Annotated in this window: 16 protein-coding genes; 15 read left to right on the top strand and 1 reads right to left on the bottom strand. The window is 31.5% G+C overall.

The window, feature by feature from the left end:
- Positions 1-78: 78 nt before the first annotated feature.
- The 5 genes from ACKTST_RS08315 to ACKTST_RS08295 all read left to right on the top strand — a co-directional run bounded on the left by ACKTST_RS08315 (position 79) and on the right by ACKTST_RS08295 (position 4387).
- Positions 79-468: a lipocalin-like domain-containing protein gene (locus ACKTST_RS08315; protein ID WP_408047299.1), complete on the top strand. Its 390-nt coding sequence runs from the start codon at positions 79-81 to the stop codon at positions 466-468.
- A 132-nt stretch (positions 469-600) separates the two neighbouring features.
- Positions 601-1182, top strand: a complete 582-nt coding sequence (locus ACKTST_RS08310; RefSeq protein ID WP_408047298.1) for a hypothetical protein — start codon at positions 601-603, stop codon at positions 1180-1182.
- 3 nt (positions 1183-1185) lie between these two features.
- Positions 1186-1650 carry a hypothetical protein gene (locus tag ACKTST_RS08305; protein WP_408047297.1) on the top strand — a complete coding sequence of 155 codons (465 nt, stop codon included), beginning with the start codon at positions 1186-1188 and terminating at the stop codon, positions 1648-1650.
- 12 nt (positions 1651-1662) lie between these two features.
- A complete protein-coding gene (ligA, locus tag ACKTST_RS08300; RefSeq protein WP_408047296.1) occupies positions 1663-3660 on the top strand; it encodes an NAD-dependent DNA ligase LigA in 1998 nt (665 codons plus the stop codon).
- A gap of 67 nt (positions 3661-3727) precedes the next feature.
- On the top strand, positions 3728-4387 hold the full coding sequence (locus tag ACKTST_RS08295; RefSeq protein ID WP_408047295.1) for a lysoplasmalogenase: 660 nt from the start codon (positions 3728-3730) through the stop codon (positions 4385-4387).
- 66 nt (positions 4388-4453) lie between these two features.
- On the opposite strand, the gene ACKTST_RS08290 is transcribed toward ACKTST_RS08295, so the two are convergent.
- Positions 4454-4843, bottom strand: coding sequence for a DoxX family membrane protein (locus ACKTST_RS08290; protein ID WP_408047294.1), 390 nt, complete (start codon positions 4841-4843; stop codon positions 4454-4456).
- 74 nt (positions 4844-4917) lie between these two features.
- On the opposite strand from ACKTST_RS08290, the gene ACKTST_RS08285 reads away from it, so the two are divergent.
- The 10 genes from ACKTST_RS08285 (at position 4918) to ACKTST_RS08240 (ending at position 14011) form a co-directional block, all read left to right on the top strand.
- A complete protein-coding gene (locus ACKTST_RS08285) occupies positions 4918-5991 on the top strand; it encodes an esterase-like activity of phytase family protein (protein WP_408047293.1) in 1074 nt (357 codons plus the stop codon).
- 28 nt (positions 5992-6019) lie between these two features.
- Complete coding sequence (locus ACKTST_RS08280) at positions 6020-6532, top strand: DUF6913 domain-containing protein (RefSeq protein ID WP_408047292.1); 513 nt, start codon at positions 6020-6022, stop codon at positions 6530-6532.
- Positions 6532-7407: a 4-hydroxy-tetrahydrodipicolinate synthase gene (dapA, locus tag ACKTST_RS08275; protein WP_408047291.1), complete on the top strand. Its 876-nt coding sequence runs from the start codon at positions 6532-6534 to the stop codon at positions 7405-7407. The genes ACKTST_RS08280 and dapA overlap by 1 nt, the downstream gene beginning before the upstream one ends.
- A gap of 102 nt (positions 7408-7509) precedes the next feature.
- Positions 7510-8025, top strand: a complete 516-nt coding sequence (locus ACKTST_RS08270; protein WP_408047290.1) for a ferritin — start codon at positions 7510-7512, stop codon at positions 8023-8025.
- Between the two features lie 131 nt (positions 8026-8156).
- Positions 8157-8969 carry an outer membrane protein assembly factor BamD gene (locus ACKTST_RS08265; protein WP_408047289.1) on the top strand — a complete coding sequence of 271 codons (813 nt, stop codon included), beginning with the start codon at positions 8157-8159 and terminating at the stop codon, positions 8967-8969.
- 3 nt (positions 8970-8972) lie between these two features.
- Positions 8973-9293: a DNA-directed RNA polymerase subunit omega gene (locus tag ACKTST_RS08260; protein WP_408047288.1), complete on the top strand. Its 321-nt coding sequence runs from the start codon at positions 8973-8975 to the stop codon at positions 9291-9293.
- 1 nt (position 9294) lies between these two features.
- A complete protein-coding gene (coaBC, locus tag ACKTST_RS08255) occupies positions 9295-10506 on the top strand; it encodes a bifunctional phosphopantothenoylcysteine decarboxylase/phosphopantothenate--cysteine ligase CoaBC (protein WP_408047287.1) in 1212 nt (403 codons plus the stop codon).
- A complete protein-coding gene (gene porD, locus ACKTST_RS08250) occupies positions 10499-11389 on the top strand; it encodes a type IX secretion system protein PorD (RefSeq protein ID WP_408047286.1) in 891 nt (296 codons plus the stop codon). Before coaBC ends, porD begins: the two co-directional genes overlap by 8 nt.
- Positions 11390-11495: 106 nt before the next feature.
- The gene (gene recN / locus ACKTST_RS08245) at positions 11496-13148 is read left to right on the top strand and encodes a DNA repair protein RecN (RefSeq protein WP_408047285.1); all 1653 of its coding nucleotides are present in this window, start codon (positions 11496-11498) and stop codon (positions 13146-13148) included.
- A 50-nt stretch (positions 13149-13198) separates the two neighbouring features.
- Entirely contained in the window at positions 13199-14011 is an 813-nt protein-coding gene (locus ACKTST_RS08240) for an enoyl-ACP reductase FabI (RefSeq protein ID WP_408047284.1), read from the top strand.
- Positions 14012-14077 lie beyond the last annotated feature (66 nt).

The following is a 14077-nucleotide window of genomic DNA, read 5'->3' as shown; positions in this document are numbered from 1 at the left end:
AAAAAAGGCCGAAACATTTTTTTGTTTCGGTTTTTTTTATATTTTTGAAGCAACAGTAATCCCCTAAACCCCCAAATTATGAAGAAAGTATTTATACTTTTCGTCAAGTTATTCTCGTTTTTCTCTTTGCTACTGGTATCTACAGTAGGTTTTTCACAAGAATCTTTAGAAGTAAATCAATTAACATTAGGTAAATGGAATGTTGAATCTATGGAAATTGGAACTGAGAAAGTTCAATTTGCAGGTGATAAAAACTATATGGAGTTTAATGAAGATGGAAAATACCAAGTTGTGTTAAATGAAGAGCAAAAAAATGGTACTTGGAAGTTGAATGATGAGAGTAATGAATTAGAATTGGATGAAGAGTCATTCAAAAAAAATCTTAAAATTAAAAGATTAAACGAAAGAGAGATGTTAGTTTCTGCATTAGAAGGAGATGTAGTTTATACAATGGTATTAAAAAAATAAAAGACATATTGTCAAATTATAAAAAAACCGAAGTGAAAGCTTCGGTTTTTTTTTATGTTAAAAACTATGTTTTACAACTAAGCTAACACTAAAACCTTTTGTGTAAATTAGCAATTAATAAATTTCTATATTATGAAAACATTGCTAACATCAACTTTTATATTTTTAGTTTCTATCATGACTTACTCTCAAAACAAATTGCCGTATTATGAAATTCCTGAAGCTCCAAAAGAGTTTACTGAAGGAACAGTAACTAGTAGATTAATTGACGGACTTGGTTTTCGTTATTATTGGGCTACCGAAGGTTTAAAAGAAGAAGATTTAAAGTTTAAACCTAGTAAAGATGCTAGAGATGTGTTTGATACGGTTGATCATATTTTTATTTTATCAATTATGACATTAAGCGCGGTTGAAGGAACAGAAATGGATTTTCCTGAAGAAGGTTCGTTAACATTTGAAGAAATAAGAAAACAAACGTTAGAAAATTTTAAAAAGACGAGTGATATTTTAAAGTCATCAAAAGACTTATCAAAGTTTGTAATGAAGATTAATAGAGGAAATGGTAAAATAGAAGAATACCCTTTTTGGAATCAATTAAACGGACCAATTGCTGATGCTATTTGGCATTGTGGACAATTAGTGTCTTTCCGTCGTTCAGCTGGTAATCCACTGCCAAAAGGACCAAGTTTTTTAACAGGTAAAGTAAATAGATAAAAAATGAAGAAGTTAGTTTTACTTATTTTAATTTCAATAGTTGCTTGTAAGAAAGCGGAAAAGAAGACAGATGAAGATTCTAAAACAATTAATGAGCAAGTCGTAAAGAAATCTACTTTTTATACTACGGGTGATTGCGTGTTGTTTTTAAAACCATCAGAAGAATATTTTAAGTCTCATTTAAAAGATGAAGAAGGAATTGCTGAGGTTGATGGAGATTTTAATTATTATGCAAACGAGTTTTATAAAGAGCAAAAAGACAACTATAAAATTTATTTTGTTGAACAACGATTGTTAGCTGTAATTAATACTCAAAATGATACTCTTTTTATTGATAGAGATAAAGAAAAGCTTAACTATGGAGTCGTAATTCAACAAAATGACTCTATTCAAATTTTAAAAGGTGTAAATACCGATATCGATGTTAAAATGGCTTTAGGGATTTTTAATCCTAATGAGATTAAATAAGCTAATTTTATAATGACAATTCAACAAAAAATACAACAATTACGAGAAGAACTACATCAACACAATCATAAGTATTATGTGTTAGATGCCCCAATAATTTCCGACTTTGAGTTTGATATAAAGCTTAAAGAATTACAACAGTTAGAAGATGAAAACCCTGAGTTTTTCGACCCAAATTCTCCTACCCAACGAGTAGGAGGAGAGGTAACAAAAAACTTTGAAACAGTTGTACATAAAAACCGAATGTACTCTTTAGACAATTCCTATTCTAAAGAAGATTTGTTAGACTGGGAAAAGCGTATTCAAAAAATTATTGGTACTACCAATATTGAATATACTTGTGAGCTAAAGTACGACGGAGCATCAATTAATCTTACTTATGAAAATGGAGCATTTGTGAGAGCGGTTACAAGAGGTGATGGTTTTCAAGGTGATGATGTAACAACAAACATTAAAACAATTTTATCAATTCCACTTGTGCTAAATGGTGATTTCGTAACCGATTTTGAAATGCGAGGAGAAATCATTTTACCTTTAGATGGATTTGAAAAAATGAACGAAGAGCGTATTGCAAACGGAGAAGAACCTTATCGAAATCCTAGGAATACAGCAAGTGGAAGTTTGAAGTTGCAAGATAGTGCCGAGGTAGCTAAGCGTCCGTTAGATTGTTTGCTGTACCAAGTAGTAACCGATGAACGTAAATATGCTTCTCATTTTGAAAGTTTACAAGCGGCAAGAAATATTGGTTTTAAAGTACCGGAAACAATAGCTTTGGCAAGTTCTATTGATGAGGTTTTGGCTTTTGTAAATGCATGGGATACAAAGCGTCATGAGTTGCCTTATGAGACTGACGGAGTGGTAATTAAAGTTAATTCTTTTCAGCAGCAAGATGAATTAGGATATACAGCTAAAGCACCTCGTTGGGCGATTGCCTACAAGTTTAAAGCAGAACAAGTAGCTACGGTGTTGAATGAAATCACGTATCAAGTAGGAAGAACAGGGGCAATTACGCCTGTGGCGAATTTAGAACCTGTGCATTTAGCAGGAACTGTAGTTAAAAGAGCTTCGTTGCACAATGCAGATCAAATTGAAAAGTTAGATGTTCGAGTAGGAGATACTGTTTATGTAGAAAAAGGAGGAGAGATCATTCCCAAAATTATGGGGGTAGACCTTAGTATGCGTCCAACTGATTCAAAACCTACCGAGTACGCAACTCATTGTCCTGAATGTGCTACCGAATTAATTCGTACAGAGGGTGATGCAAAACATTATTGTCCAAATGAATTTGGATGCGCTCCCCAAATCACGGGAAAAATTCAACATTTTATTAGTAGAAAAGCCATGGATATTGATGGTTTAGGTGGAGAAACAGTTGAATTGTTATACAAAGAAGGATTAATTCAGAATTATGCTGATTTATACGAGTTAAAAATTGAACAGATTATCCCGTTAGAAAGAATGGCGGAAAAATCAGCTCAAAATATGATTGAAGGCATAGAAAAATCAAAAGAAATTCCGTTTGAAAAAGTATTGTTTGCTTTAGGAATTCGATTTGTAGGTGAAACAGTAGCAAAAAAATTAGCGAAACACTTTAAATCGATAGATAATTTAATGACTGCCGATTTTGAAACTTTAGTTTCAGTAGATGAAATTGGAGATAGAATAGCACAAAGTATTTTAGATTTTTCAAACGATTTAGGAAATATTCAATTAATAAATCGACTTAAATCTTATGGAATGCAATTAGAAGTTTCCGCAGAAAGTTTAGAAGGACAAACCGATAAATTGGCAGGAAAAGTATTTGTGGTTTCAGGAGTTTTTCATCAAATGAGCAGAAACGAGTTAAAGAAAGCAATAGAAGATAACGGAGGAAAAGTATCGAGTTCTATTTCTAAAAAAACAAGCTATGTAGTAGCGGGTGATAATATGGGACCTAGCAAATTAGAAAAAGCTGAAAGTTTAGGGGTGCCAATTATCTCTGAGCAAGATTTTATTGAGATGATTAATTAATAATTGAGAATCAGAAAAATTACGTCATTGCGAGTATAACGAAGTAATCTTTTAATTTAATAACAAAATGACCAAACAAACTAAAATAACCATCGCAACACTTGTGTTTTTAATCGTTGCTATTGCAGACGTATATGCAGTAATTACGCAAAACAAAACAGTTGAAATGATTTTTAAACCTTTATTAATGACAACTTTGGCGGTTGTGTATTTAGTATCGGTAAAAAAGCCAAACTTTTGGTTGCTGTCAGCATTGTTTTTTTCTTTCTGGGGAGATGTTTTTCTGTTAGATAAAGCAAATTTTTTTGTGTTTGGTTTAGCGTCATTTTTAGTAGCTCATATTGTTTATATAAAAATATCTTCAGGATATGTAAAGAAGAACTCGGTTTCTAAAATTATAGTAGCTGCAATTCCATTTATAGTGCTATTTGCTGGCTTGTTAAGTTTAATAATTGATAATTTAGGAGAAATGTTACTTCCAGTTTTAGTATACGGAGTAGCGATTTCTACCTTTGGTACATTAGCGTTGTTAAATTATCAACAAGAAAAATCAACTGCCAATACTTGGTTGTTATTAGGTGCTGTTTTGTTTATAGCTTCTGATAGTTTAATTGCATTGAACAATTTTCATACCCCTAAACGTTTATTTGATATTTCAATAATAAGTTTATATGTGGTTTCTCAATACTTAATAGTGCGAGCGGTTATTGCTAAAGAGGTAAATTGATAAAAAAAAAGCAGTGATTATGTTTTATTATAATCACTGCTTTTTGTTAACAAATCAGATTAAAAACTAAAATTTTTCACCAATTATAGGAATGCTTTTTTTGTTTATAAAAAGCAATATTCCACCAGATATTAAGGTAATTATAGCTAGTGTAAAAAGTGTACCTCCATCATTATTATGTTCAATTCCAATTTTAGAAAGGTGGCTAAATACTGCACCACTCATCAATCCAACTGTTAAGAATGCTCCTAACCAAGTTTTACTTGGAATAAACAATAATATTGAAGCAATAAGTTCTAAGATTCCTGTTCCAATTCTCATGTAAGCTTCATTTTCTCCTGCTAATTTTGTAAATAAATCGATGCTTTCTTGGGCTCCAGAAAACTTAAAATATAAAGTTTGAAGCAAAATAAATGCTGCAACTAATTTTAAGACGGTTGGTAAATATTTTTTCATTATTTATTGGTTTGTTTTTTTAGACGAAGTGTTTTTTATTCCTTACGTAAACTAAAAACAATATTTTTGTATGTATGAAAAAAATAGCATTTGTTTTATTGTTTTTAGGTATTGTATCTTGTAAAAAACAATCGGTAACGCTTAGGTTTTTAAATGAGTACACAGTAAAAGATTCTTTATTGATAGAAAATACTGTGATTGGCGGAATTTCTGGAATTGATTACTACAATAACCAATATTATATGGTGGTTGATGATGCTGCAAATCCTAGGGTTTTAGTAGGAGATATTTCAGTAGAAAAAGATTCAATTCAAAATATAACAATCAAAAATCTTATTAAATTAGATACTAGTAGTCAATTTGCTAAACAGAACTTATTAGATTTAGAATCAATTTTTGTTGATAAAGGTTTGATTAATCTAACAAGTGAAGGTTCTATTCAGTTAGAAAAAGACCCAAGCATTTTTAAAGTTGATCTAGAAGGAAATTTTGTTGAAGAAACATCAATTCCAGATTATTTTAAAGCAACTTCTAAAGCGAAACCAAAGCATAATGGAGTTTTTGAAGGTTCTAGTAAAAGTTTTGATAATAAGGGTTTTTGGGTTGCAATGGAAGCTCCTTTAGAAGCAGACGGAGAAGAACCAACTTTTCATAAAACACAATCACCTGTAAGGATTACATATTTCGATAACGCATCAAATAAAGCAACAAAACAGTTTGCATATCAATTAGAAAAAATTGATAAACAGGCAAAAGGAGATGTGAATTTGAATGGCGTTACCGCAATTTTAGAGTACAAGAAAAATCACTTTTTTGTAATAGAAAGAATATATCAAAGTGGTTATGGAAGTTATGGTAATGTGGTTCGAATTTTTAACGCTAAAATAGATAGAAATTCTACCAATACATTAGAAGTTCAATCTTTAAAAGAGCAGGAATATATCCCTTTAAAAAAGGAATTGTTGTTAGATTTTAGTATAATTCAAGATCAATTAACTGATAAGATTATTGATAACATTGAAGGGATAACTTTCGGTCCAATATTATCTAATGGAAACAAATCGCTGTTACTTGTTTCCGATGATAATTTTCAAGTATATGGCAGGCAATTGAATCAGTTTTTATTACTAGAAATTCAAGAGAATTAAATAAATTAGCTATCTCTAATTTTTATCAATGATTAGTAAGTTAAAAAGTAAATCCATTCAAAAAGAATACAATAAGCTAATAAGTGCACAAGGAGAAAAAATGCACCTAAAATCTCAGGTTAAAAAAGTAGCAATATTGTTAGATAATGAAGCGTTGATAAACGTAGTGTTGGCAAATTTATCCAATAATTTTCCGTTTCAAAAAGAAGATATAACGGTTTTAGTGCATAGAGAATATGCTAAAAAAGACGAACCTTCTCCGCAGTTTTTTACTGAAAAAGATTTGGGATTTAAAGCGAGTTTAAAATCTGACAATTTAAAAGATTTCGTTAAAATTAATTTTGACTTACTTATAAATTATACAAAGACACCAAACATACTAACGAATATGGTAACTTTGTTGTCGCAAGCAGATTTTAAAGCAGGTTTTGCTGAAATTGATGATAGATTATACGACATAGTTGTACATGATGCCAGTTTTAACGAAGCAGTTTTAAATCAAGAATTAAAAAAATACCTAACGATTTTAAATAAAATATAATGCAAAAGTTTGTTGGAATGGGAGTCGCTTTAGTAACTCCTTTTAACGAAGATTTAAGTGTAGATTTTGATGCGCTTAGAAAGTTAGTAAACTATAATATTGAAAACGGTACCAACTATTTAGTAATAAATGGAACAACTGGTGAAAGTGCTACCATAACCAAAGAAGAAAAATTAGAAATTATAAAAGTTGTTGTAGAGGAAAACAAAGGAAGATTGCCATTAGTATTGGGTGTTGGAGGAAATAATACGCAAACTGTTATTGATGAGCTACAATCGTTAGATTTATCTGATATCGATGCAATATTATCGGTAGCTCCTTATTATAGCAAGCCAACCCAAGAAGGATTTTATCAGCATTATAAAGCAATTTCGTTAGCAAGTCCTAAACCAATTATTTTGTACAATGTTCCTGGTAGAACTGCAAAAAATATGGAGCCAGCAACAACCTTGAGATTGGCTAGAGATTTTGAAAATATTATAGCGGTTAAAGAAGCAGGAAACAATCAACAACAGTATTATGAGTTGTTAAAAGATAAACCAGCCGATTTTTTAGTGATTTCAGGTGATGATGATTTAGCATTAGGGGTTACCCTAGCTGGAGGATCTGGAGTTATTTCGGTAATCGGACAAGCTTTACCAAAAGAATTTTCAAAAATGATTCAGTTAGGATTAGAAGGAAAAGTAAAAGAAGCTTACGATATTCATTATAAGTTGATGGATGTAATTAGTTTGATTTTTGCTGAAAACAATCCAGCAGGAATTAAAGCAGTATTACTAAAATTAGGAATTTGTTTAGATGAAGTTCGTTTACCATTGGTAAAAGCATCAGAAGAATTACAAACTCAAATTTCCGATTTTATTGACAATATGTAATTTGTCTAAACAAAAATTAACAATACAAAAGGCTACAATTTCGTTATTGTAGTCTTTTTTATCATCTTTGTATAAAGAGTAAACCATATTAAAACTTAAAATATGTTATCAAAAGTAATAGAAAAAGCGTTAAATGATCAGATTAGAGTAGAAGCTGAATCATCACAAATATATTTAGCCATGGCTTGTTGGGCAGAAGTTCAAGGTTTTGAAGGTGTAGCACAGTTTATGTATGCACATTCTGACGAAGAACGTATGCACATGTTAAAATTAGTGAAGTTCGTAAACGAACGAGGAGGGCATGCTCGTGTATCAGATTTAAAAGAGCCACCAGCAAAATTTGGATCTTTTAAAGATATGTTTCAAACGTTGTTTGATCATGAAGTAATGGTGTCGAAATCTATTAACGATTTAGTACACATAACGTTAGAAGAAAGAGATTATGCTACACATAACTTTTTACAATGGTATGTATCTGAACAGATTGAAGAAGAGGCTTTAGCTCGTAACATTTTAGATAAAATCAACTTAATTGGAGACGATAAAGGAGGATTGTATTTATTTGATAACGATGTAAAGCAAATTGTAGCACAAACATCAGGTGCTCCTCAGCAATAAGATTAACAAACATTTAGGAAATCCTTGGAAAAATTATAACAGGTTTTGTCCTTTCTTGTCATCCCATATTTAGGGTGAAAAAATCGTTTTAATAATCCATAATTAATCACTAATTTTGCCAGATGCAAAAAATGAAAAATCTAGCGTATATTGTTATCATGCTTTTAGTACTAACTTCGTGTGGAGAGTACCAAAAAGTTTTGAATAAAGGAACTGAAGAAGACCAATATAAAATGGCTGTAAAAATGTACGAAGCTCAAAAGTACAGTAAAGCCTTGCGTTTATTTGAAAAAATTACACCTTCATACAGAGGTAAACCTCAAATGGAACGTATTCAATTTATGGTGGCGCAGTCTAACTTTAATGAGAAAAACTACGGTTTGGCTGGATATTATTTTAACAGATTTACAGGTAATTATCCTAAAAGTTCTAAAAGAGAAGAAGCAGCCTTTTTGTCAGCTTTAAGTTATTATAAAGCAGCTCCAAGTTTTAGTTTAGATCCTACAGATACAAACAAAGCGTTAGAGGCATTTCAAAAGTTTATAGATACATATCCAGATTCTGATAAGCAAGAAGAAGCGAATAAATACCACGCTGAATTACGCGCTAAATTAGAAAAGAAGTCTTTTGAAATAGCAAAAACATATTATAGAACTGCAGATTATGATCCTAGAAATTACAAAGCAGCCATTGTAGCTTTTGATAATTTATTGGAAGATTATTTAGGTACAAAATATAAAGAAGAAGCATTGTACTACCGCTTAAAAGCGGCGCATGATTTTGCTATGAAAAGTACCCAACGTAGAAAAGCAGAAAGAATTCAAGAAGCTGTTAAAGCATACGATAAGTTGAAAAGAAACTTTCCTGAATCTAAATTCATGAAAGAATCAGATGAAATGTTAGCAGCATTAAATAAAGAACAAGAACAATTAGTTAAAGGTTAAAAAATGGATTATAAAGAAACGAAAGCGGCGTTAAGTACTATTACTTATAACAAAGAAGCTATCGAAGCTCCAACAAGTAATATTTACGAAGCTATTTCAATCATAGCTAAAAGAGCTACACAAATTAATTCTGACTTAAAGAAAGAATTAGTAGATAAGTTAGATGAGTTTGCTACTTATAATGATAGTTTAGAAGAAGTTTTTGAAAACAAAGAGCAAATCGAAGTTTCTAAATTTTACGAGCGTTTACCTAAGCCACATGCTATTGCAGTTGAAGAGTGGTTAAACGATAAGGTATATTATAGAAATCCTGAGACAAAATAAGATGTCTGTACTAAGCGGTAAAAAAGTTTTACTTGGTGTTACCGCCGGTATAGCGGCATACAAAACAGCGAACTTAGTTCGTTTATTTATAAAATCGGGCGCAGAAGTCAAAGTTATTATGACTCCTGCGTCTAAAGATTTTATAACACCTCTTACACTTTCCACATTATCAAAAAATCCTGTTCATTCTACTTTTTACGATAAAGAAGATGAAAATGAATTGTGGAATAATCATGTAGATTTAGGTTTATGGGCAGATATTATGTTGATTGCTCCAGCAACAGCCAATACCTTGTCTAAAATGACAAATGGCACTTGCGATAATCTACTACTAGCAACTTATTTATCAGCAAAATGTCCCGTGTATTTTGCGCCAGCGATGGATTTAGACATGTATCAGCATCCGTCAACAAAAACCAGTTTAGATAAGTTACAAAGCTTTGGTAATATTTTAATTCCTGCTACTTCAGGTGAATTAGCAAGCGGATTGGTCGGTGAAGGTCGTATGGCTGAACCTGAAGATATTGTTAATTTTATTGAAAAAGATATCGTATCTAAGTTGCCACTTCGTGGGAAGAAAGTGTTAATTACAGCAGGCCCAACTTATGAAGCGATAGATCCTGTTCGTTTTATTGGAAATCATTCTTCAGGTAAAATGGGGTTTGAAATTGCAAAAACTGCAGCTAATTTAGGTGCTGAGGTTTTTTTAATTGCAGGACCATCACATCAACAAGTAAATCATTCTTTTATACATCGAATTGATGTGAAGTCAGCACAAGATATGTACGAAGCTTGTCATAAATACTATGCTGATGTAGATGTAGCTGTATTATCTGCAGCAGTTGCCGATTATAGACCAAAAAATGTGGCAACTCAAAAAATAAAAAAGAAAGAAGCAGCGTTAAGTATTGAGTTAGAACCAACAAAAGATATTCTCAAATCTTTAGGTGAAGTTAAGAAGAATCAATTGTTAGTTGGGTTCGCTTTAGAAACGAACGATGAGGTACAAAACGCAAAAAGTAAGCTTACACGCAAAAATTTAGATTTTATTGTATTAAATTCGTTACGTGATAAAGGTGCTGGTTTTGCAACCGACACTAATAAAATTACAATTATTGATGCTAATTTTAATGAGAAATCGTTTGATTTAAAGTCAAAAAAAGAAGTATCAAAAGATATCGTTAACGAAATAATACAAAAATTAAATGCGTAAGTTTTTCTTTATAGTTTTTCTTTTTTCATTTGTTTTTTCTTCTCAATCTCAAGAGTTGAATGCTACTGTAATTATCAATTCAGATAAAGTTCAAAGTAGTAACAAACAAGTATACCAAACGTTACAAAAAGCATTGACTGAGTTTATCAATGATACACAATGGACGAATAGAAACTTTAAGCAACAAGAACGTATCAATTGCGCGTTTAACATCATTATAAACGAGCAAAACGGAAGTAATTTTGCGGGTACTTTGCAAGTGCAATCTACCCGACCAGTATATAATTCAACCTACGCAACGCCAGTTTTAAATATCAACGATACAAACTTTAATTTTCGTTATAATGAGTTTGATCCGTTAATTTACAATCCTACAGTTTACGAGTCAAACCTAATTTCATTAATAACGTTTTATGTATATACGATTTTAGGTGTGGATGCTGATACGTTTGCTTTAAAAGGTGGTGAGACTTATTTAAAGCAAGCTGAAAATATTATGTTATTGGCACAATCTAGTGGTGAATCTGGTTGGCAAAATGAAATAGGAAAGCAAAATCGTTTTGCGTTGATTGATAGTTTGTTGTCTTCTAAATTTAGTGCGCTTAGAAGTGTATATTATGCATACCATCGTAACGGATTTGATAATTTAGCTGATAACAAAAGAATTGCTAAAGAAGCAATAGAAAAAAGCGTAATAGATTTAGATAAACTGCATAATATTACAGTAGGAAACTACATGATTCGTGTTTTTCTTGATGCTAAAGGGGATGAAATAGTGAGTGTGTTTTCAGACGGTACTCCTACAAGAAATCAAGCACAAATGCTTACCGTTTTAGATAGAGTTGCTCCGACTTATAAAGGGAAATGGAAAAAAATTAAGTAGTTTTTTATTTTCCATAATCAAAACTAAACTAATTAAAAACCGACATTTTTTGGTTGATATATTTCAATCAAAATCCTTACTTTTATTCTTTTTAAAAGCATAAAATTTGTTAACACATTTAGCAATACAAAACTACGCGTTAATCAATCAGTTATCGATTGATTTTACCAACGGATTGTCAATAATTACTGGTGAAACCGGAGCAGGGAAATCTATTTTACTTGGCGCTTTAGGTTTGGTGATGGGAAATCGCGCTGATTTATCGTCATTAAAAGATACTGATAAAAAATGTGTTATTGAAGCTCAATTTGCTGTTAAAAATTACAAATTACAAGAGGTTTTTGAGTCGTTAGATATCGATTACGAAGATGAAACTATTATACGAAGAGAAATTCTTCCTTCAGGTAAATCAAGGGCTTTTGTAAACGACAGTCCTGTTAATTTATCAACTTTAACTACTCTAAAAAATGAGTTGTTAGATATTCATTCTCAGCATCAAACGATGGAATTGTCTGACGCTAATTTTCAGTTTCATATTATAGATGTTTTAGCAAAAAACGATGCTAAAATAGCTTCTTACAAGCGTGGATTAAAAAAGTACAATAGTTTACAAAAAGAACTAAAAGAATTGCTTCAAAATCAAGATGAAGCAAAACAACAGTACGAATATAATCTCCATTTATTTACTGAGCTAGAAGAAGCGAATTTAGAAGCAGGAGAACAAGAAAGTTTAGAAGAAAAGTTAGAGAAACTCAATAATATTGAAGAGATAAAACTAAACTTATTAGAGGCGCTTCAAAAAAGTGTTGATGAAGAAGTTGGTGTTCAAAATTTACTATATTCTTTAGAAAATAACTTACAGAAAATTAGTTCGTATTCAAAAGAATATGAGGAACTGTGCCAACGAATTTCAAGTGTAAAAATTGAAATTGATGATATTGTTACTGAGTTAGAGAATGAGAATGATTCGGTTGAATACAATCCGAATGAAGTAGAAGAGTTAAATGACAGATTGCAGTTAATTTATAATCTTCAAAAAAAGCACTTGGTAACCACAATTGAAGAATTACAAGAAGTGCATAATAATCTTGCTGATAAAGTAGCACAAGTTGAAGGAGCTGATGAGAATATCCATAAAAAAGAGCAGGAAATTAAAGAGGTAGAGGTTAAATTAAACGATTTAGCGCAAACTATTTCAGAAGCGAGAACAAAAGTGCTTCCAAAACTAACGAAAGAATTAGAAGAGTTACTTTCTGAATTAGGAATGCCTCATGCTCGTTTTTCAATAGAAGTTTCATTAACTGATACATTCTTTTTTAACGGAAAAGATGAACTGTCATTTTTATTCTCTGCGAACAAAGGAGGTAATTTTGGAGAGTTAAAAAAAGTAGCTTCTGGTGGTGAATTGTCTCGTATTATGCTTTCAATCAAAAAAGTGTTATCAGAGAATAGCCAACTACCAACTATTATTTTTGATGAGATTGACACTGGTGTTTCTGGAGAAGTTTCTAATAAAATAGCCGCCATAATGCAGCAAATGTCGCAGCATATGCAAGTAATTACGATTACACATTTACCACAAATAGCCGCTAAAGGAACTCAACATTACAAGGTTTTTAAACAAGAAATGAACGGAGTAACGGAGTCTAGTTTAAAACAATTGAGTTCAGAGGAAAGAGTAGTAGAAATTGCAGAAATGTTGAGTGGTAAAGAGGTTTCGGAAAGTGCATTAACACATGCGAAAGAATTATTAAATTAAGAGTATATTTGCTTTCTAAACAAACAACGATAGACTAAAATATTTTAACTATGTATAATTTATTAAAAGGAAAAAAAGGAATTATTTTTGGAGCATTAGATGAAAATTCTATTGCTTGGAAAGTTGCTGAACGTGCTCACGAAGAAGGAGCAGAGTTTGTATTAACGAATGCACCTATCGCTATGCGTATGGGAGCTATTAAAGATTTAGCAGCAAAAACTGGGTCAGAAATTATTCCTGCTGACGCTACTTCTATGGATGATTTAAACAACTTAGTTGAAAAATCTATGGAAATTTTAGGAGGTAAAATCGATTTCGTTTTACACTCAATTGGTATGTCAGTAAATGTTCGTAAAGGAAAACATTATACAGATCAGAATTACGATTTTACAACAAAAGGATGGGATGTTTCTGCAGTATCTTTCCACAAAGTGATGAATGTTTTATACAACAAGCAAGCAATGAACGAGTGGGGAAGTATTGTAGCGTTAACGTATATGGCTGCTCAACGTGTATTTCCAGACTATAATGACATGGCTGATAACAAGGCATATTTAGAAAGTATTGCTCGTAGTTTCGGATATTTCTTCGGAAGAGACCACAAAGTACGTGTAAACACAATTTCTCAATCACCAACTCCAACCACAGCAGGTCAAGGAGTAAAAGGATTTGACGGATTTATTTCGTATGCTGAAAAAATGTCTCCATTAGGTAATGCAACAGCGTTAGAATGTGCAGATTATACAATTTCGTTATTCTCTGATTTAACAAAGAAAGTAACTTTACAAAACTTATTCCACGATGGAGGATTCTCTAATATGGGAGTAAGCGATGCTGTAATGGAAAGATTTACTGAAGAGTAATTACAAACTATAAAGACAAACAAAATGCAAATCGTTAGATTTGCATTTTTTATTGATAGCTACAAA

It is taken from the genome of Tenacibaculum crassostreae, from assembly GCF_964512405.1.
In the GTDB taxonomy this organism is placed as follows: Bacteria; Bacteroidota; Bacteroidia; order Flavobacteriales; family Flavobacteriaceae; genus Polaribacter; species Polaribacter crassostreae.
The sequence above is the reverse complement of the archived record's forward strand: the minus strand, read 5'-3'. Positions and strand labels throughout refer to the sequence as shown.